At 60.0% G+C, this 17,770-nt stretch carries 18 protein-coding genes; 4 read left to right on the forward strand and 14 right to left on the reverse strand.

What is annotated here, in order from left to right:
• Positions 1-40: 40 nt before the first annotated feature.
• Positions 41-1,654: an NAD(P)/FAD-dependent oxidoreductase gene (locus AB4O05_RS11350; protein ID WP_460130885.1), complete on the reverse strand. Its 1,614-nt coding sequence runs from the start codon at positions 1,652-1,654 to the stop codon at positions 41-43.
• Positions 1,655-1,761: 107 nt separating this feature from the next.
• Entirely contained in the window at positions 1,762-2,433 is a 672-nt protein-coding gene (locus AB4O05_RS11355) for a COG3650 family protein (protein ID WP_460130883.1), read from the reverse strand.
• A gap of 89 nt (positions 2,434-2,522) precedes the next feature.
• Between AB4O05_RS11355 and AB4O05_RS11360 the strand changes: the two genes are divergently transcribed.
• Positions 2,523-2,951, forward strand: a complete 429-nt coding sequence (locus AB4O05_RS11360) for a hypothetical protein (protein ID WP_460130881.1) — start codon at positions 2,523-2,525, stop codon at positions 2,949-2,951.
• A 38-nt stretch (positions 2,952-2,989) separates the two neighbouring features.
• On the opposite strand, the gene AB4O05_RS11365 is transcribed toward AB4O05_RS11360, so the two are convergent.
• On the reverse strand, positions 2,990-3,589 hold the full coding sequence (locus tag AB4O05_RS11365) for a short chain dehydrogenase (protein ID WP_460130878.1): 600 nt from the start codon (positions 3,587-3,589) through the stop codon (positions 2,990-2,992).
• A 104-nt stretch (positions 3,590-3,693) separates the two neighbouring features.
• On the opposite strand from AB4O05_RS11365, the gene AB4O05_RS11370 reads away from it, so the two are divergent.
• Positions 3,694-4,602, forward strand: a complete 909-nt coding sequence (locus tag AB4O05_RS11370; RefSeq protein WP_460130876.1) for a LysR family transcriptional regulator — start codon at positions 3,694-3,696, stop codon at positions 4,600-4,602.
• Here AB4O05_RS11370 and AB4O05_RS11375 read toward each other — a convergent pair.
• The 9 genes from AB4O05_RS11375 to AB4O05_RS11415 form a co-directional block, all read right to left on the reverse strand.
• A complete protein-coding gene (locus AB4O05_RS11375) occupies positions 4,599-5,084 on the reverse strand; it encodes a DoxX family protein (RefSeq protein ID WP_460130874.1) in 486 nt (161 codons plus the stop codon). The genes AB4O05_RS11370 and AB4O05_RS11375 overlap by 4 nt on opposite strands.
• Positions 5,081-5,857, reverse strand: a complete 777-nt coding sequence (locus AB4O05_RS11380; RefSeq protein ID WP_460130871.1) for an HvfC/BufC family peptide modification chaperone — start codon at positions 5,855-5,857, stop codon at positions 5,081-5,083. The genes AB4O05_RS11375 and AB4O05_RS11380 overlap by 4 nt, the downstream gene beginning before the upstream one ends.
• A complete protein-coding gene (gene bufB / locus AB4O05_RS11385) occupies positions 5,854-6,732 on the reverse strand; it encodes an MNIO family bufferin maturase (protein WP_460130869.1) in 879 nt (292 codons plus the stop codon). Before bufB ends, AB4O05_RS11380 begins: the two co-directional genes overlap by 4 nt.
• Before the next feature lie 22 nt (positions 6,733-6,754).
• Positions 6,755-7,060, reverse strand: a complete 306-nt coding sequence (locus AB4O05_RS11390; protein ID WP_460130867.1) for a BufA1 family periplasmic bufferin-type metallophore — start codon at positions 7,058-7,060, stop codon at positions 6,755-6,757.
• Between the two features lie 179 nt (positions 7,061-7,239).
• Positions 7,240-8,016, reverse strand: a complete 777-nt coding sequence (locus AB4O05_RS11395; protein WP_460164877.1) for an ABC transporter ATP-binding protein — start codon at positions 8,014-8,016, stop codon at positions 7,240-7,242.
• Between the two features lies 1 nt (position 8,017).
• Positions 8,018-8,785, reverse strand: coding sequence for a high-affinity branched-chain amino acid ABC transporter ATP-binding protein LivG (gene livG, locus AB4O05_RS11400; RefSeq protein ID WP_460130862.1), 768 nt, complete (start codon positions 8,783-8,785; stop codon positions 8,018-8,020).
• On the reverse strand, positions 8,782-10,035 hold the full coding sequence (locus AB4O05_RS11405) for a high-affinity branched-chain amino acid ABC transporter permease LivM (protein ID WP_131697197.1): 1,254 nt from the start codon (positions 10,033-10,035) through the stop codon (positions 8,782-8,784). The genes livG and AB4O05_RS11405 overlap by 4 nt, the downstream gene beginning before the upstream one ends.
• On the reverse strand, positions 10,032-10,955 hold the full coding sequence (gene livH / locus AB4O05_RS11410) for a high-affinity branched-chain amino acid ABC transporter permease LivH (protein WP_460130858.1): 924 nt from the start codon (positions 10,953-10,955) through the stop codon (positions 10,032-10,034). Before livH ends, AB4O05_RS11405 begins: the two co-directional genes overlap by 4 nt.
• A 228-nt stretch (positions 10,956-11,183) precedes the next feature.
• Complete coding sequence (locus AB4O05_RS11415; RefSeq protein WP_460130857.1) at positions 11,184-12,311, reverse strand: branched-chain amino acid ABC transporter substrate-binding protein; 1,128 nt, start codon at positions 12,309-12,311, stop codon at positions 11,184-11,186.
• Positions 12,312-12,651: 340 nt separating this feature from the next.
• Between AB4O05_RS11415 and AB4O05_RS11420 the strand changes: the two genes are divergently transcribed.
• Positions 12,652-12,954 (forward strand): DUF2288 domain-containing protein, encoded by a 303-nt coding sequence (locus AB4O05_RS11420; RefSeq protein ID WP_460130855.1) that lies wholly within the window; start codon positions 12,652-12,654, stop codon positions 12,952-12,954.
• Positions 12,955-13,175: 221 nt separating this feature from the next.
• Here AB4O05_RS11420 and AB4O05_RS11425 read toward each other — a convergent pair whose 3' ends face one another.
• Positions 13,176-15,353 carry a hypothetical protein gene (locus AB4O05_RS11425; RefSeq protein WP_460130852.1) on the reverse strand — a complete coding sequence of 726 codons (2,178 nt, stop codon included), beginning with the start codon at positions 15,351-15,353 and terminating at the stop codon, positions 13,176-13,178.
• 321 nt (positions 15,354-15,674) lie between these two features.
• Entirely contained in the window at positions 15,675-16,040 is a 366-nt protein-coding gene (locus tag AB4O05_RS11430) for a YkgJ family cysteine cluster protein (RefSeq protein ID WP_460130849.1), read from the reverse strand.
• A 255-nt stretch (positions 16,041-16,295) separates the two neighbouring features.
• Between AB4O05_RS11430 and AB4O05_RS11435 the strand changes: the two genes are divergently transcribed.
• Positions 16,296-17,642 carry a spinster family MFS transporter gene (locus tag AB4O05_RS11435; protein ID WP_460130846.1) on the forward strand — a complete coding sequence of 449 codons (1,347 nt, stop codon included), beginning with the start codon at positions 16,296-16,298 and terminating at the stop codon, positions 17,640-17,642.
• The last annotated feature ends 128 nt before the right edge of the window (positions 17,643-17,770 follow it).

Raw genomic sequence — 17,770 nt, forward strand, 5'->3', positions numbered from 1 at the left:
GGAGGGAGCACGCCCCCTCCCACAGTGGGTCATCGACGCTTCAAGCCTCGATACCCAACATATCCCGCGCCAACGCCTCGGCGATTCGAATCCCGTCAACACCTGCCGACAGAATCCCGCCGGCATAACCTGCGCCTTCACCGGCCGGGAACAGGCCTTTCACATTCAAGCTCTGCATCGATTCGTTACGGGTAATCCGCAACGGCGACGAGGTGCGTGTTTCGATGCCGGTCAGGACGGCATCGTGCAGCGAATAGCCTTTGATCTGCTTCTCGAATGCCGGCAGCGCTTCGCGGATGGCTTCGATGGCGAACGCCGGCAGCGCCAGGGCCAGGTCTCCCAGGGATACGCCGGGTTTGTAGGACGGTTCCACACTGCCAATGGCCGTGGATGGCTTGCCGGCAATAAAGTCGCCTACCAGCTGCGCCGGTGCCTCGTAGTTGCTGCCGCCGAGGATGTAGGCGTGGGACTCCAGGCGCTCCTGCAATTCGATACCGGCCAGCGGGCCACCGGGGTAGTCCACTTCCGGCGTGATGCCGACCACGATGCCGGAGTTGGCATTGCGCTCGTTGCGCGAATACTGGCTCATGCCGTTGGTCACGACGCGGTTCGGCTCGGAGGTGGCCGCTACCACGGTACCGCCCGGGCACATGCAGAAGCTGTAGACCGAACGGCCGTTCTTGGCGTGGTGCACCAGCTTGTAGTCGGCGGCGCCGAGTTTCGGGTGCCCGGCGTATTTGCCCAGGCGCGCGGCGTCGATCAGTGACTGCGGGTGTTCGATACGGAAACCTACCGAAAACGGCTTGGCCTCCATGTACACGCCACGGCCATGCAGCATGCGAAAGGTGTCGCGGGCGCTATGGCCCAGGGCGAGGATCACGTGCCTGGACAGGATCTGCTCGCCACCATCGATGACCACGCCATTGAGTTGACCGTCTTCGATCAGCACGTCGGTGACCCGCTGTTCGAAGCGCACTTCACCCCCCAGGGCGATGATCTGCTGGCGCATGTTTTCCACTACGCCGGTCAGGCGGAATGTACCGATATGCGGCTTGCTGACGTAGAGGATTTCTTCTGGCGCGCCGGCCTTGACGAATTCGTGCAGCACTTTGCGGCCTTGGAATTTCGGGTCCTTGATCTGGCTGTAGAGTTTGCCGTCGGAAAAGGTCCCCGCGCCGCCTTCGCCGAACTGCACGTTGGACTCGGGGTTGAGCACGCTTTTACGCCACAGGCCCCAGGTGTCCTTGGTGCGCTGGCGCACTTCCTTGCCGCGCTCGAGGATGATCGGCTTGAAGCCCATCTGCGCCAGCAACAGCCCGGCGAAAATGCCGCAAGGGCCAAAACCGACCACGATCGGCCGTTCGACCAGGCCTTGCGGCGCATGGCCCACGATTTTGTAGCTGACGTCTGGTGCCGGGTTGACGTTGCGGTCATCGGCAAACTTGAGCAGCAGGGCGGCCTCACCCTTCACGTTCAGGTCGATGGTGTAGATGAAGCACAGCTCCGACGATTTTTTGCGGGCGTCGTAGCTGCGCTTGAACAGGGTGAAATCGAGCAGGTCATCACTGGCGATGCCCAGGCGCTGCACGATGGCTGGCCGCAGGTCTTCTTCGGGATGGTCGATGGGCAGCTTGAGTTCGGTGATTCGTAACATGACGGGATCCGGTGTGCGGCGCCTGGTAAGGCCGGCGGTTTTGCAAACCGGCGATTATAAGCCCCAACCGTGGTTTCCCGTCATGCTAAAAACAGCATCGGCGACACTCAATCGTCCCGCGAGCCGCCGAAAGCCGCGCAACCACGCTGGACTTGACCGTTGATCCGCAATTCGGCGGTCATGTGTTGCAGGCTGCCGCTGGCACTGTCCACGCAACGTTGCGGGGCCACCCACAGTTCGATGTGCTGGTTATTGGCTTCGGTCATCAGGTTGAAGCGACCGTCGCCGATCTGCTCTTCCACGTAAGGTACCGCCAGCGGCGGCTGACCCTCACGCTCCAGTACCATGCCTTTGCCCGTGACGTTCATTGTCCAGGCCGGCGTGTGGCCGTTGGCGCGCAGGATCATGCGTTTGAAATCGGGGTCGTCGCACGCCGAGGTGGAGCGCTCGACGCGGTACAACTGCTGCAACTCCACCTCGCCCTGGGTGCCGGTGGCAACGCCGGAGAACTTGCCGCGCAGGTCGGCAAACACAGTGCCTTGCTGGCCGGCGAGGGCGGCGGCTTCCTGCAGGATGCTGGTGCCCGCGGTGTCCTTGACCACGTAGTTACGCGAGTCATGGCACGGTTGGAAGAGCAACTTGCCATCCACCGTTGAAAGCTGACCCTGCATGCGGGTCAGCCCGGCGATAGACGGCTTGGCGGGCTCGCTTTCGAACAACTGGCAGGCAGCGAACAGGGGAAGCAAGGCAAACAGGGCGAAGGTACGGGCGGCACGCATAAGGGGTCTCCAGACAGGTGCCGTCACGTTACGCAGGCTGGCGATGCATCACAAGTCAGTTAACACGATCGCATACAGTAAGAAAAAACGTGGGTTTGTCCTACAGCGCAGTGCGAGATTCTGTGCAAACCTTTGGTTTTACCTCTGGAGCTCTAACCATGCATCTTCGAACAGGCCTCTGCGCTTTTTTGCTGGTGGTGGCGCCCACCGCATGGGCAGAACAACCCACGCAGCTTTACTACAACTCGCGAGCGGACTTCGTGGACATGCGGCTGGTGTTGAAAAAAGAGCATGACGCCAACGCCCCCTACATCGAGATGAAGGTGGTCCTCAGCCCTGAAGCCAAAGCCCGCACTGCCGCATTGAGCGCACAGGCCATGGACAAGTCGCTGACGCTGTATCTCAACGGCCGGCAATTGACCACGAGCACCGTCAAGAGCGTCATGGACAGCGGGCAATTGAGCATTTCAATTCCCCGCGACAGGCTCCTTGAAATGATGCCGTCGCTGATGCAGTAGCGATGTGCGGCGCCGCGTCAACCGCGCTGCGAAAACTCTCAGCCTACGATAAAGGTCTGGCCTGTCTGCAAGCCTTCGACACTTTTCGCGTAGGCCAGGGCCACATCGGCTCCCGCCGCCGGTTTGTATCCACGGAAATACGGCGCGTAGCTGTCCATGGCTTCCAGCAGCACCGTCGGGCTCACTGCATTGATGCGCAGGCCACGTGGCAATTCGATCGCCGCCGCTTTCACAAAGGCGTCGATTGCGCCGTTGACCATCGCCGCCGAGGCGCCGGTACGAATCGGGTCGCGGTTGAGGATACCGCTGGTGAAGGTGAACGAGGCGCCATCGTTGGCATACTCGCGGCCAATCAACAGGAGGTTGACCTGACCCATCAGTTTGTCACGCAGGCCCAGTTCAAAATCGCTTTCGCTCATGTCACCCAGCGCCACGAAATTCACGCGGCCTGCCGCACAGACCAGGGCATCGAACTGGCCGGTCTGTTCGAACAGTTGGCGGATCGAGGCGCTGTCGCTGATATCCACTTGCAAGTCACCGCTGCGGCGACCAATGCTGATCACCTCGTGACGTTGAGCCAGTTCTGCCTTGACCGCTGAGCCCACGGTGCCGCTGGCGCCAATCAACAGGATTTTCATGGTGCTGTTCCTCCAGAGGATAAGTGAAGGTTCAGTCTAGAGTGGCTTTTCTGGCGGATAAACGTGCTAATAGGCAACCTTTGGTTTTCATTTGGAAACAATCCATGAGCGAGATGGATGATCTGGCGGCCTTTGCCGTGTTGATCGAAGCCGGCAGCTTTACCTTGGCGGCGCAGCAACTGGGCTGCAGCAAGGGGCAGTTGTCCAAGCGCATCAGCCAGTTGGAAGCGCAGTTTTGCGTGGTGTTGCTGCACCGCACTACCCGCAAGCTCAGCCTGACCGCCGCCGGGGCGGCGTTGTTGCCCCAAGCCCAGGCGTTGGTGGTGCAGGTGGAGCGCGCGCGTCAGGCATTGGCGCGGCTCAAGGACGATCTGGCCGGGCCGGTGCGCATGACCGTGCCGGTCTCGTTGGGGGAAACCTTCTTCGATGGCTTGTTGCTGGAGTTTTCCAAGCAATACCCGCGCGTGCAGATCGAGTTGGAGCTCAATAACAGCTACCGCGACCTGGCACGGGATGGCTTTGACCTGGGGGTACGCTCCGGCGCGATTGAACACGAGCGCCTGGTGGCCAAGCCGCTGCTGGCCTGGCACGAGATGACCTGCGCCAGCCCGGCCTATCTGGAACAATACGGCGAACCCCAGACCCCCGCCGACCTGGCCGCGCACAGTTGTTTGCTCAACAGTCACTACAGCGGTCGCGAAGAATGGTTGTATCACCAGCAACATGAGTTATTGCGCGTGCGGGTCAGTGGCACCTTTGCCTCCAACCATTACAACTTGTTGAAGAAGGCCGCGTTGGTCGGCGCCGGTATTGCACGCCTGCCGTCCTACGTGTTGCCGGCGGAATTGGCTGACGGTCGGTTACGCTGGCTTCTGCGTGATTACCAGACGCGGAGCCTGCCGATGTATCTGGTGCATCCCTATCAAGGCGGTCTGCCGCGTCGCACCCAAGTGTTGGCCGACTACCTGATGGATTGGTTCAAGCGCAGCGGCGAAGCGTTGGATCGGCTTTAACGGTAGCGCCGAGCAATCAGGTGATCGATGGACAAACGCCCCGGTCCCTTGGCGACCAACAGCAGTAACAAGGCGATCCAGGTGCCGTGGGTGGGGTAAGCGTCCGGGTAGACGAACAGTTGAATGACCAGCGTCATACCGATCAAGGCCAGGGCTGAGAAGCGCGTGGCGAACCCCACCAGGATCAGCACCGGGAAAAAGTGCTCGGCAAACGCCGCCAGGTGCGCGGCCACTTCCGGCGACAGTAACGGCACGTGGTATTCGCTGCGAAACAGCGGCAGCGTCGAGGCGGCGAGCTTGGGTTCGCCAAGTTCGAAGGTGCCGCTGACCAGGTCGATGGCAAAGCCCTCGACCTTGGTTTGCCCGGACTTCCAGAACACCGCTGCAACCGAGAAACGTGCGAGAAAGGCGATCAGGCTGTAGGGGATTTTCTCAAACAGCGCGATGGCCCGTTTGATCAGCAGAGCGGGTGGGGTGTTCATGGCGAGACCTTTTGTTCGGCGAGTAAATGGGTGATGGCGTCGTGGCGAATCAGCAGTGAGAGACAGGCGCTGAGGTCGAATTCGGCCGAAGCCTCGAGGGCGTATGCCACGGCTATTTCCAGGGGCGTGCCGTGGTTCAGACTGTCGATGAACGCCACCGAGCCGCGATCGATGGCAAAGACCTTGACCGCCAGGCCCTGGCGCAGGACCAAGGCGCTCTGGGCGTACCAGGGGTTCAAGCTGTCCATGGCGCCCTCGGTCTGGTGTGCCGCCCATACCGCCACCACTGCATAGGCGGCGTTCAAGGTGGCGAGGGACGGATGCAGTTGCAGGCGTAGTTGGCCCAGGTCCGTCTGGCTTTGCAGCGCGTGAATAACCGCCTGTTGTTCCAGTGCCTGCGTATCGGCCGCGTGATAGGCGCGCACCCGCAAGCGTTCAAGGCGGGCGATGTCCGCGAGGTAAGGCACGCTGGCCGCCGGTTCGAACCCCTGGATGAAGTCGGCAAAGGTGCCGCCGTACTCGCTGATCAGCGGGCAGGTGGGGGGAGACGCTTGCACGTACAGCCCGGCCATGGCGCGAAAGAAGTCGTCGCCCACCAGTTGCAGCGTCACCGGGTACGCCGCTGACAACGCATTGATCAATGAGCTGTGCACATTGTTGCGGTACACCGCAAAACGGCTGGCCGGATCGGCACCGTTGATGCTGAACAGGCCGTCGGGGCAGGCGTGGTCAGGTGCCAGCAGGGCGTGGGCAAATGCGTCTTCAAGGCTCATAAGCGTACCTGCGACAGATGCCGTTCGGCCTGCGCGGCTTCGGCCAGCAGCACGCCCAGGGGCGGTACCTGGTTATCTCGCTCGATCAGGGTGGGCATCGGGCCAATGCGTGCCAGTACCTGTTCATACAACTGCCATACCGCGTTGTCGATGGGCGCACCGTGATCATCGATCAGCAGGCGATCCCCCAGGCTGTCGGTGTCTTCGGCAAAACCGGCCAGATGAATCTCACCCACCGCGTGCAAGGGCAAGGCGTCGATGTAGGCCAATGGGGCGCGCTGATGGTTGATGCACGACACATAGACATTGTTCACATCGAGCAGTAAGCCACAGCCGGTGCGACGGATGATCTCGCTGATAAAGTCGGTCTCGTCCAAGGTGGAGCGTTGGAACAGCAGGTAGGTGGATGGATTTTCCAGCAGCATCGGGCGCTTGAGCGCGTTCTGTACCTGGTCGACGTGTTCGCACACGCGGTTCAGGGTCGTGGTGTCGTAGGCCAGAGGCAGCAGGTCATTGAGAAACACCGGGCCGTGGCTGGACCAGGCCAGGTGCTCGGAAAAAGACTGGGGTTGGTAGCGCTCGATCAGCCTGGCCAAGCGGGCCAGGTGCTCGCGGTCCAGCGCGCCTTCGCCGCCGATGGACAGGCCCACACCGTGCAATGACAGCGGGTACTGCTCGCGGATCAACCCCAGGTAGTGATGAAACGGGCCGCCGGCCACCATGTAGTTTTCGGCGTGCACTTCAAAAAAGCCAAGGTCGGGGCAGGTCTGGAGCACTTCGGTGAAGTGCTCGTGCTTGAGCCCCAACCCGGCCCGATAGGGGAGGCCAGGCGCCTGAGCTTGGTAGACGGTTTGCGGGGATGAAAGGGTCATCATCAGTGCTCAGGTGCGCAGGGTTTCAGGACTTGGCGGTGAAGGCCGCTTCCTGGCCGAAACCAGTCGGCGAGGTGGTGCTTGGGGTTTTCGTGCAGGTACCGGCCGGGACCAGCTTCCAGGCGTTGGCCTGGTCCTTGGTTTTCGAGGTGCCGGCGCAGGAAGTGCCAGCGCCAGCGGCACAATCGTTCTTGCCGGCTTCAGCGACGCCAAAGCATTTCTGCATGTCGTCGGCGGCGTGGGCGGTGGTGGTCAAAGCGGACAGGCTCAGGGCGGAACCCAGGGCCAGGATGAGGGTAGCGGCGGACAGCGAGCGGGTGTGAGTGGTCATGGTATTTCTCCAGCAGTGGGTTGAGGTAGCGGGCTTGAGTGCCTGCTTACACCACTAGAGAGGGCCGGATGATATTCGTTACAAGTCAGCCGAAAATAATTTCAAACAACGCACATTTAACGATGTGCACAAAACAAATGTGGGAGCGGGCTTGCTCGCGAATGCGGTGTGTCAGTCACTTATTCGACTGATTCACCGCTTTCGCGAGCAAGCCCGCTCCCACATTCAGAATCGGTTCCTACAGCAACCTCTTCTTCAACCCCCAGGTACGCCTCACGCACCTTCGGATCGGTCAGCAACTGCTCCCCCGTGCCCTGCATCACCACCCGGCCGTTTTCCAGCACGTAGGCCCGGTCGGCGATCTTCAGCGCCTGGTTGGCGTTCTGCTCCACCAAAAACACCGTTACGCCGTCCTTGCGCAGTTGTTCGATGATGTCGAAGATCTGCTGGATGATGATCGGCGCCAGGCCCAGGGACGGTTCGTCCAGCAGCAACAGCTTGGGCTTGCTCATCAGCGCACGGCCGATGGCGAGCATTTGCTGCTCGCCGCCGGACATGGTGCCCCCGCGCTGGCTGAAGCGCTCCTTGAGCCTGGGGAACAGGTGCAGCACCTTGTCCATCTGTTCCTGGTAGTCGCCCTTGTCGGTGAAGAACCCGCCCATGGCCAGGTTCTCTTCCACGGTCAGGCGCGAGAACACGCGGCGGCCTTCGGGCACCACTGCGATGCTCTTGCGCATGATCTGCGACGACTGCTGGCCCACCAGTTCCTCACCCATGTAGCGGATGCTGCCGCTGTGAGCCTGCGGCGAACCGCACAAGGTCATCAGCAGGGTGGACTTGCCAGCGCCGTTGGCGCCGATCAGGGTGACGATCTCGCCCTGGCGCACTTCCACGTTGACGTCGTGCAGGGCCTGAATCTTGCCGTAGAAAGTGGAAACGTTTTCGAATTGCAGCATTTTACGCTTCCCCCAAATAGGCTTTGATCACGTCAGGATTGTCGCGGATCTGCTCCGGCGTCCCATCGGCCAATGGCGTGCCCTGGTTGATCACCACGATGTGGTCGGAGATGCTCATGACCAGCTTCATGTCGTGTTCGATCAACAGCACCGTGGCGTTGTTTTCCTCACGCAGCACGCCTATCAGCGCCTTGAGGTCTTCGGTTTCCTTGGGGTTCAGGCCGGCGGCGGGTTCGTCGAGCATGAGAATGCGCGGGCGGGTCATCATGCAGCGGGCGATTTCCAGGCGACGTTGCTGACCATAGGCCAGGGTGCCGGCGGGACGGTTGGCAAACTCGGTGAGGTTGACCTTGTCCAGCCAGTACTCGGCGTATTCCATGGCCTCGCGCTCGCTCTTGCGAAACGCCGGGGTCTTGAACAGGCCTGCAAAGAAGTTGGTGTTCAGGTGACGATGCTGGGCGATCAGCAGGTTCTCGACCGCCGTCATGTCCTTGAACAGCCGCACGTTCTGGAAGGTCCGCACCACGCCCTTGCGGGCGATCTCGTGACCGGCCAGGCCCTGGATCGGCTGGCCGTCCAGCAGGATGCTGCCGCCACTCGGCTTGTAGAAACCGGTGAGGCAGTTGAACACCGTGGTCTTGCCGGCGCCGTTGGGGCCGATCAGCGCCACCACCTGTTTCTCTTTCACGGTCAGGGCCACGCCGTTGACCGCCAGCAGGCCGCCGAAGCGCATGCTCAAGTTTTCGACTTTCAGGATCTCGCGGCTCATTTGCGCAGCTCCATGTGTGGACGTTGCATGGGCAGCAGGCCTTGAGGACGCCAGATCATCATCAGCACCATCATGGCGCCGAACATCAACATGCGGTATTCGCTGAACTCACGCATCATTTCCGGCAACAGGATCATCACGATCGCGGCCAGGATCACGCCCAGTTGCGAGCCCATGCCACCCAGTACCACGATGGCGAGGATGATCGCCGACTCGATAAAGGTGAACGACTCCGGGGTCACCAGGCCTTGGCGAGCGGCGAAGAAGCTGCCGGCAAACCCTGCGAACGCGGCACCCAGGGTGAACGCGGAAAGCTTGATGATGGTCGGGTTCAGGCCCAGGGCACGGCAGGCGATTTCATCTTCGCGCAATGCTTCCCAGGCACGGCCGATGGGCATGCGTAGCAAGCGGTTGATCACGAACAGTGCCGCCAGTGCCAGCAACAGCGCCACCAGGTACAGGAACACCACTTTGCTCACCGGGTTGTAGGCAATCCCGAAGTACTCGTGGAAGGTCTGCATGCCTTCGGCAGCGGTGCGGTCGAACGACAGCCCGAAGAAGGTCGGCTTGGGGATGCTGCTGATGCCGTTGGGGCCACCGGTGATGTCGGTCAGGTTACGCAGGAACAGACGGATGATTTCCCCGAAGCCCAAGGTCACGATCGCCAGGTAGTCACCGCGCAGGCGCAACACCGGGAAGCCCAGCAGGAAGCCGAATGTAGCGGCCGCCATGCCGGCCAGCGGCAGGCAGATCCAGAAGCTCCAGCCCAGGTAATGCGAGAGCAGCGCGTAGGTGTAGGCACCCACTGCGTAGAAACCCACATAACCCAGGTCGAGCAGGCCGGCGAGGCCCACCACGATGTTCAGGCCCAGGCCCAGCAACACGTAGATCAGGATCAGGGTGGCGATGTCGACCGCACCGCGCGAGCCGAAGAACGGCCAGATCAGCGCGGCCACGATCAGGCCGATGATGATGTAGCGCTGGGTGCGCGGCAGGGTCAGGAATTGGCTGACCTTGGGCGAGACCAACGGGCCACGGTTACGCTTGAACAGAGCACCGACCTGCTGGGTGAACAGCACACGCAGGAACATCAGTACCGAGCACAGGGCGATGATGGTCAGGGTCACGGGACCGGTGCCATGCACTTCCAGGTTGATGCCGACAATGCTCAGCTTGAGACCCAGTACAGGGAAGGCCACGGCCCAGACCAGCAAGGCGCTGAAAAACGCCGATTTAAGATATCTGCTCATACTTTCTCAACCTCCGGACGGCCCAGGATGCCGGTCGGACGGAACAACAGCACCAGAACCAACAGGCCGAACGCCACGACGTCCTTGTACTGGTCGCCGAAGATATCGGCGCCAAACGCCTCGGCCACACCCAGCACCAGCCCGCCGAGCATCGCGCCCGGAATACTGCCGATGCCGCCCAATACCGCCGCGGTAAAGGCCTTGAGGCCCACCAGGAAACCGGCGTTGGGGTTGATCACGCCGTATTGCATGCTCAGCAGCACGGCCGCGACGGCCGCCAGCGCGGCACCGATCACGAAGGTCAGGGCGATGATGTTGTTGGTGTTGATGCCCAGCAGGTTGGCCATCTTGATGTCTTCGGCGCAGGCCCGGCAGGCGCGCCCCAGACGGGAGCGGGAGATGAACAGCGTCAGGCCCAGCATGGCCACGAGGGTGACCACGAAGACCAGGATCTGCATGTAGGAAATCAGCACTTCTTGCGCGCCACCCGGACCGAAGGAGAAGCTCCCCGGGATCAGGTTGGGGATGGATTTATCCTTGGAGTCCTGGGACAGCAATACGGTGTTCTGCAGGAAAATCGACATGCCGATGGCGGAAATCAGCGGGATCAAACGGTTGCTGCCACGCAAGGGGCGGTAGGCAACGCGCTCAATACTGTAGCCATAGGCACTGGTTACGACGATCGACGCAAGGAACGCGGCGGTCATCAACAGCGGCAGGGAGTGGATACCCAGCATGGCCAGCCCGGCAAGGGCGATGAAGGCCACGTAGGAACCAATCATGTACACCTCGCCATGGGCGAAGTTGATCATTCCAATGATGCCGTAAACCATTGTGTAGCCAATGGCTATCAAGGCATAGGTGCTGCCAACGGTCATGCCGTTAACCAGCGTTTGGAAAAAATGATAGATCTCAGGCATTACAGCGCTCCTAAAAACCCGATACGCATTTCACTGGTGGAGTCATGTTCCGGCCTTGGGCTGTGTTCTGTGAGCACATTTGCACAAAGCGTTTGCCAGCGAACCGCTGGTGACGGTTTTAAGATTTTCAGGTGAGCCAGCGCCCGGATCGCGGGTGACAGGCCCATAAACCTCGTAAAACAAAGCCCACTGCTTTCACAGTGGGCTTGTTGACCAGTAACGCCTGGCTTACTGAGGGGAAGCTTCGGTTTTAGGTTTGCCGAAGTGCCACTCGTAGACCACGAACTTGAAGTCCTTCAGGTCGCCCTTGGCGTCGAAGCTCAGGTCGCCGGTAGGGGTCTTGAAGGTGCCGGCATGGATGGCTTCGGCCACCTTGGCGGTGTCTTCGCTCTTCGCGGCAGCGATACCGCCGGCGATCACTTCAACAGCCGAGTAGGCCGGGAAGACGAACGGACCGGTTGGGTCCTGCTTGTTCTTGGTGAATTCTTCAACGATTGCCTTGTTGGCCGGATCGGTGTCGAAAGACTTCGGCAGGGTAACCAGCAGGCCTTCGGAAGCGCCCTGGGCGATTTGCGAGATGGAGTCGTTGCCGACGCCTTCAGGGCCCATGAACTTGGCGTTCAGGCCTTTTTCCTTGGCCTGGCGCAGGATCAAGCCCAGCTCTGGGTGGTAGCCGCCGTAGTAGACGAAGTCGACGTTGGCTTGCTTGAGCTTCTGGATCAGCGAGCCGAAGTCTTTGTCGCCAGCGTTGATGCCTTCGAAGAGGGCAACCTTCACGCCTTTCTTCTCGAGGGTTTGTTTAACGGCGGTGGCAATGCCTTCACCGTATTGCTGCTTGTCGTGGATGACAGCAACGACTTTCGGCTTCACGTGGTCGGCAATGTAGTTGCCGGCGGCTGGGCCCTGGGCGCTGTCCAGGCCAATGGTGCGGAAGATCAGCTTGTAGCCACGGGCGGTGATGTCCGGGCTGGTGGCTGCCGGGGTGATCATGATCACGCCTTCGTCTTCATAAATGTCGGACGCTGGCTGAGTGGAGCTGGAGCAGAGGTGACCGACCACGAACTTGACGCCGTCGTTGACCACTTTGTTGGCGACGGCCACGGCTTGCTTGGGATCGCAAGCGTCGTCGTATTCCTTGGCTTCAAGCATTTTACCGTCGACGCCGCCCTTGGCGTTGATGTCGGCGATGGCCTGCTTGGCACCCATGAACTGCATGTCGCCGTATTGCGTCACAGGACCGGTCTTGGGACCTGCGATACCGATCTTGATGGTGTCGGCTGCGAAAGAATGGCCGGCAACCCCAGCCAGGACCATAGCGGCAAACAGTTTGGAAATCTGCTTAGTAGCCTTATTCATAGTGCTCCACTCTTACTGTTGTATTTTTTATAGTTCTAGCGGCCTTGTGAGCTGCAGAACCGGATCAGATATCTCGGATATCCCCCGGCAGCGGCCTGGCAACTGTACCGGTACAGTGTAGAGCGCCGGTTGATCGCTTGAAAAGCTGGCTGCTGGGGGCAAAACCCGGGCGTGTCGCTTAAATGAAAGAAAAAGACAGAATTGCGGCGGGGCTGAGGCCAGATTCTCGGCAATCCTTGGCTTTCCTGACACTTTCTATCGATGACTCATTTGCAACTGGGTTTTTCTACCCCGGCCACGACGTTATGATTGCGCCGATTTTTTCCCAAGGTGAACTCCCATGACGCAAGAACCTAGCACCCTCTATGCCAAGCTGCTCGGGGAAACGGCTGAAATTTCCTGGAAGGAGCTTGAACCGTTCTTTGCCAAGGGTGCCCTATTGTGGGTCGATGCTGGCCTGGATTTGCTTGAGGCCGCCGAGGGCATGGCCGAGGACAACCGCGATAAAGTCGCTGCCTGGCTGGCCTCGGGGAGCCTTGGCGAAGTGTCTGCGACGCGGGCATTGGACCTGCTGGAACGCAATCCCAGACTGTGGGCGGTGGTGGTTTCGCCATGGATTCTGATCCAGGAAAGGGCGGTGTAAGAAAGCGCCGCACAAAAAAGGTGCGCAGTTTGCGCCGCTGCAAGTGTGTAGCGGAGTAACCGCTGATGCGGTGATGGCATCTTGCCGTGGAGAAAGGTCACAGGTCAGGGTGACGTGCGCGTCACGGGAACAGTTTTGCGGATGGCGAAATGCCGGGAGAATTGTTTCTGGGTGTGAGCATATCGCTGTGGCGAGGGAGCAAGCGCCCTCGCCACATACGGCTAGGCGGTTTTGCCCGTATGGTTATTCAACGAAATAACCTTGGTCTTGCCGATGCGATGGCGGTAAATCTCGCGCAAGTACTTGATTGCCTTCTTCACACACTCTCGTGACAGGCGAATATCGTTGATCGACACGAACTTATCCTTGTCGTTGATCAGCTCGCGGTACTTCTTCTCATACATCGGTTTGATCGCATACCAGTTGGTATCGAGGATCTTCGCCGGGTTCTCGAATTCGTTGAGCAACTCGTCGATGCGGTCTTCGTCGAAGTCCTCGTGAATGATGAAGTCCAGGATCGAGTTGTCCAGTGTGTCGTCGAAGCGGTACGGGTTGCGGGCAAAGCAGCGCTTGATAAAGGCCACGATCAGCGTCAGGAAGTCATCCGACAGGCAAGGGCTCTTGGCGATCAGGGTCGTCAGCGACAGGTTGGCCGACGCACCGATCACCAGGGCGTAGCGCTTGAGGGTGGTGTTGGGAAACAGGCTGTTGAGATGGGTCTTGAGTCGGTTCAGGTCCATGTAGGACAGCTTGTAGTCCTTGGGCAGCGAGACGATCGACACCACCGACGAGCAGTTCTTGAAGAAGTGCAGGTCGTGCAGCGCCGCCGCGTCGTAGCCGGAGTTCTTGTATTGTTCCAGCGACGCCTTGTAGCGCTTGGACTCGATCGGCAGCAGGCTGATGCCCTCGATGGCCTGGGTGACTTTGTTGAAGTGCGGCAGGTCGATGGAGCGGAAGAACAGGTCGTCGATGTTCAGGCGTTGCGGCTCTTTTTCGAAGACCTTGAATTTGTCGTTCGACGGGGCCGGGGTTTCCGGGACCACGGATTCGGCATAGGCAATCGCCACCGGACCGGCCAGGCTCATGAACAGGTCGTTGGCATCCAGGCGGATGGTTTCACCGATATCGATACCCGCGCGACGGAAGTAGTTCTGGTCGTAATCGGTGGTCACCGCCTGGGCGGTGAGGATGTTGAAGATCTGCTGGGATATGTACTGGTTGGCGTGTTTTTCCATGGCATTGACGTCAATGTTCTGGATGTTGCCGTCATCGCTCTCTTCGGCATACCGCATGATGTCATTGGAGATCAGCATCATCGCGTTCCAGGGGCGGATGCGGCCCTTCACGCTGGCTTCGCTGCTGTCTTCATTGGCGAAGTTGTACGAAAAATCCCATTCTTCCGACAGGTACTTGCACAGCAGTCGCCCGGCGTTGATGTGCAGCGCTTCGGACATTTCGCTGCGGTGGTCGGAAATATTCGGCAGTACGCAGATGCCGCTGGTAAAGATCGGTTCGAACACGAAGGCATGGCCGCTCTTGCTGTCGTGCTCGTCGGCAGGCTTGGTGTCGAATGTCTTGTTCATGTACGAGTGTTGCTGCGCCAGACCGAACTCCGAGGCCATGCCCGAGCCGGTGCCGCCGCCAGCGCTGAAGATCGAGAAGTACAGGCGCGACTGGTTGGCCTTGATGCCGCAGGAGTCGATCAGGTACGAGTGGATCATCTTCCAGTCGGGGCTGGAAAAACGCTGGGTGTCTTTGTTGAGGATGATCTTGGCCAGGTACTGGCCGAGGATCGGTGCGTTACCGGCGCCGCCGGCATGGACTTCGGAGAGGTCCATGATCTTCATCTTGCTGTAGTCGCGCAGGAATCCGCTTTTTTCACCCTTGCGCGAAAAACGGATGCGCCCGGCGATGTCTTTGTCCAGGTCGCCCAGCATCACCAGCGGCTCCACCAGGAACACCGGCTTGCTGGCCTTGCCGCCGCCCAGGCGCAGGTTGTTGCGAATCCACTGGGCCGGGCTGTAACCCTTATCCAAGGACTTGTCTTCGTTACTGAATTCGTTCAGGTAGAACTTGCGCGCGTTGTACACCAACTCCGCCACGTCCAGTGCGATATTCGAGCCGCAACGGCCCAGGCCGATCAAGCATACCGAGGGGAATTCCTGCTCGTTGCGCAGCTCGCCGTCGTCTTCCACATGGGGTGGGCGCGGGAACACCATGTCGCGCAGGCCATCGAGGTTATCGAGGATGCGGTCGGTATTGGTTTCGGTGAAGTACAGGTATTGCTGGGTGGCCAACGCGCGGGTGGTGCTCAATGACTTCTCACCTGAGTGCTTTTGCGCAGGAGTTGGGAGCAACACATCGGGTACCACGGTGGCAGGATTATTTTTAGAAGTCATTGTGCGCCATGTGCCTGGGACGGATGGCTGAAAAATGTCAAATAGCCATCACTGAATGGTAATTCGCGACTTTGCAGTGCGTCCTTGTCCGGAATATCCAGATTGACCCTATATTCTCTAAGGAAAACCTGGCCGGGTTCTGTTGGATCGGCCGTTCGTCGCCGATCTTTAGGTAAATGATGGCTAAATGCCAAAAAATGGGCGTCATCGGATTGGCCGGATGATCGATTGATGCCCGACAAGGCTGGGAGATGGCACTTTTGGCGCGCCGGTCGCGCTCGGCTTTATATGATTTTGGAATGCTTTACGTAGCGTTCAGTGCTAAGCGCTGATGGGTAATTCCAGTTCGAAGGGGGCCTCCAGCGGGGCCAGGCCAAAGGCGGCGCGGGCTGCATCGCAATCGACGTTCTGCACGCCCTGGCTCCACGACGAGTCAAACTCGCGGCATACGCTGGAGCGTTGCTCGTAAATTGTACAACGGGTGCCTGTGCCCACTTCGCCCTCAAGGCTGCAACAGCGCGCGGGTTTCTGGTCGGTGCCGATCATCGCCACGCGGGTGGGGTTGATCTGTACCACCAGATCATCGGGCACCGTGCCCCCCGATGAGGCGCACTCACCCCAGAAGAACGACACGCGAAAATAGGAACAGCAGGCACCGCAACTCAGACACGGACTGGCTTCGGACATGGGCGTCATCGATAAGAAAAGTAAGAAAGGAGGGGCTTGGGAAGGCTCGCCATTCTATCCACGCCATGGCCGTTGGGAAGAGGGGGGCACACTTATATTTTGTGTAGGCGAAGTCCCATAGCGCTGGGTGAAATTACGCCCTATCAGCCTTACGAATCATTACAGACAACGGCGGCGCGCCTGACTATGTTGCACTGACCTGAGCAGGATGCATCGGGCATCGCAGCGCTCATAACAATAAAAAGAGACGGACCCATGCAGAACTCGACCCAAGCGGCGAATGCCTGGCGCATTCTGTTCCTGCTGTTCCTCGCCAACCTGTTCAACTTCTTCGACCGCACCATTCCGGCAATCATCATCGAGCCGATCCGCATGGAGTGGCACCTGAGCGACTTCCAGCTGGGCATCATCGGCACCGCCTTCACCATCGTCTACGCCATTGCCGGCCTGCCGCTCGGACGCCTGGCCGATACCGGCTCGCGCAGCAAGCTGATGGGCTGGGGCTTGTTCGCCTGGAGCGGGCTCACGGCGGTGAATGGCATGGTCGGCAGTTTCTGGACGTTTTTGCTGGTGCGCATGGGCATCGGAATCGGCGAAGCCAGCTATGCGCCGGCCGCCAACTCGCTGATTGGCGACCTGTTCCCGGCGCACCGCCGCGCCCGGGCCATGGGGATTTTCATGCTGGGCCTGCCGCTTGGCCTGTTGTTGGCGTTCTTTACCATCGGTGCGATGGTCAAGGCATTCGACAGCTGGCGCGCGCCGTTCTTTATTGCGGCGGTGCCGGGGCTGATCCTGGCGATCTTCATGTTCTATATAAAAGAACCCAAGCGCGGCGCGGCAGAAACCGTGCAAGTCTCCCAGGTGCGCGTTGATCGCCCGATCCGCCGCGTGCTGGCTGTGCCGACCTTCCTGTGGCTGGTGCTGGCCGGGCTGTGCTTTAACTTCGCCACCTATGCCTGCAACTCGTTTCTGGTGCCGATGCTGCAGCGCTACTTCCTTATGCCGTTGCAAGAGGCGGCGGTTGCCACCGGCGTCATCGTCGGCGTGACCGGCCTGGTGGGCCTGACCCTGGGCGGCTGGATCGCCGACAAGATCCATCAGCGCATCGCTAATGGCCGGCTGTTGTTCGTCGCGTTCAGCCTGATCATTTCCACCGTCACCACCGCCTGGGCTCTGCATGCCGGGCGCATCGAGATCGGCGTGTTTGTCGCGCTGTTCAGCGTGGGCTGGCTGTTTGCCTATAACTTCTACACCTGCGTGTACACGGCGATCCAGGACGTGGTTGAGCCCCGCTTGCGAGCGACGGCAATGGCGTTGTTCTTTGCCGGGTTGTACTTGCTGGGCGGGGGCATGGGGCCGATTGTGGTGGGTGGGTTGTCCGACTATTTCGCCCATTCGGCGATGTATGCGGCGGGGGCTGAGCAGATGACCGAGGCTTATAAAGCGGTGGGTTTGCACGACGCCATGTACTTGATCCCGGTGGCGCTGTTTTTGACCATGCTGTTCCTGTTCCAGGCTTCGCGCAGCTTTGTGCGCGATGCCAAGCGGATGAAGGAGGGGTTGGTGGCGATGGAGGTACCGGCTGCTGCGGCGACTGCTTAGGGCTATTTGTGGTGTGTGGCGAGCGGGCGTGCCCATGTAGCACTGCAGGAGCGAGGGGGACGCCTAGTTCTTGCTCGCGAGGAACGTCAACGATAACGCGGGAAACCTGATCCAGCGCGGCGTTCTCG

The sequence above is a fragment of the Pseudomonas sp. S1_G07 genome, assembly GCF_054668565.1.

Coding starts and splice junctions, on each gene's coding strand:
- AB4O05_RS11350 (WP_460130885.1), bottom strand. CDS start 1,654: ATGTTACGAATCACCGAACTCAAGCTGCCCATCGACCATCCCGAAGAA.
- AB4O05_RS11355 (WP_460130883.1), bottom strand. CDS start 2,433: ATGCGTGCCGCCCGTACCTTCGCCCTGTTTGCCTTGCTTCCCCTGTTC.
- AB4O05_RS11365 (WP_460130878.1), bottom strand. CDS start 3,589: ATGAAAATCCTGTTGATTGGCGCCAGCGGCACCGTGGGCTCAGCGGTC.
- AB4O05_RS11370 (WP_460130876.1), top strand. CDS start 3,694: ATGAGCGAGATGGATGATCTGGCGGCCTTTGCCGTGTTGATCGAAGCC.
- AB4O05_RS11375 (WP_460130874.1), bottom strand. CDS start 5,084: ATGAACACCCCACCCGCTCTGCTGATCAAACGGGCCATCGCGCTGTTT.
- AB4O05_RS11380 (WP_460130871.1), bottom strand. CDS start 5,857: ATGAGCCTTGAAGACGCATTTGCCCACGCCCTGCTGGCACCTGACCAC.
- bufB (WP_460130869.1), bottom strand. CDS start 6,732: ATGATGACCCTTTCATCCCCGCAAACCGTCTACCAAGCTCAGGCGCCT.
- AB4O05_RS11390 (WP_460130867.1), bottom strand. CDS start 7,060: ATGACCACTCACACCCGCTCGCTGTCCGCCGCTACCCTCATCCTGGCC.
- AB4O05_RS11395 (WP_460164877.1), bottom strand. CDS start 8,016: ATGCTGCAATTCGAAAACGTTTCCACTTTCTACGGCAAGATTCAGGCC.
- livG (WP_460130862.1), bottom strand. CDS start 8,785: ATGAGCCGCGAGATCCTGAAAGTCGAAAACTTGAGCATGCGCTTCGGC.
- AB4O05_RS11405 (WP_131697197.1), bottom strand. CDS start 10,035: ATGAGCAGATATCTTAAATCGGCGTTTTTCAGCGCCTTGCTGGTCTGG.
- livH (WP_460130858.1), bottom strand. CDS start 10,955: ATGCCTGAGATCTATCATTTTTTCCAAACGCTGGTTAACGGCATGACC.
- AB4O05_RS11415 (WP_460130857.1), bottom strand. CDS start 12,311: ATGAATAAGGCTACTAAGCAGATTTCCAAACTGTTTGCCGCTATGGTC.
- AB4O05_RS11420 (WP_460130855.1), top strand. CDS start 12,652: ATGACGCAAGAACCTAGCACCCTCTATGCCAAGCTGCTCGGGGAAACG.
- AB4O05_RS11425 (WP_460130852.1), bottom strand. CDS start 15,353: ATGACTTCTAAAAATAATCCTGCCACCGTGGTACCCGATGTGTTGCTC.
- AB4O05_RS11430 (WP_460130849.1), bottom strand. CDS start 16,040: ATGTCCGAAGCCAGTCCGTGTCTGAGTTGCGGTGCCTGCTGTTCCTAT.
- AB4O05_RS11435 (WP_460130846.1), top strand. CDS start 16,296: ATGCAGAACTCGACCCAAGCGGCGAATGCCTGGCGCATTCTGTTCCTG.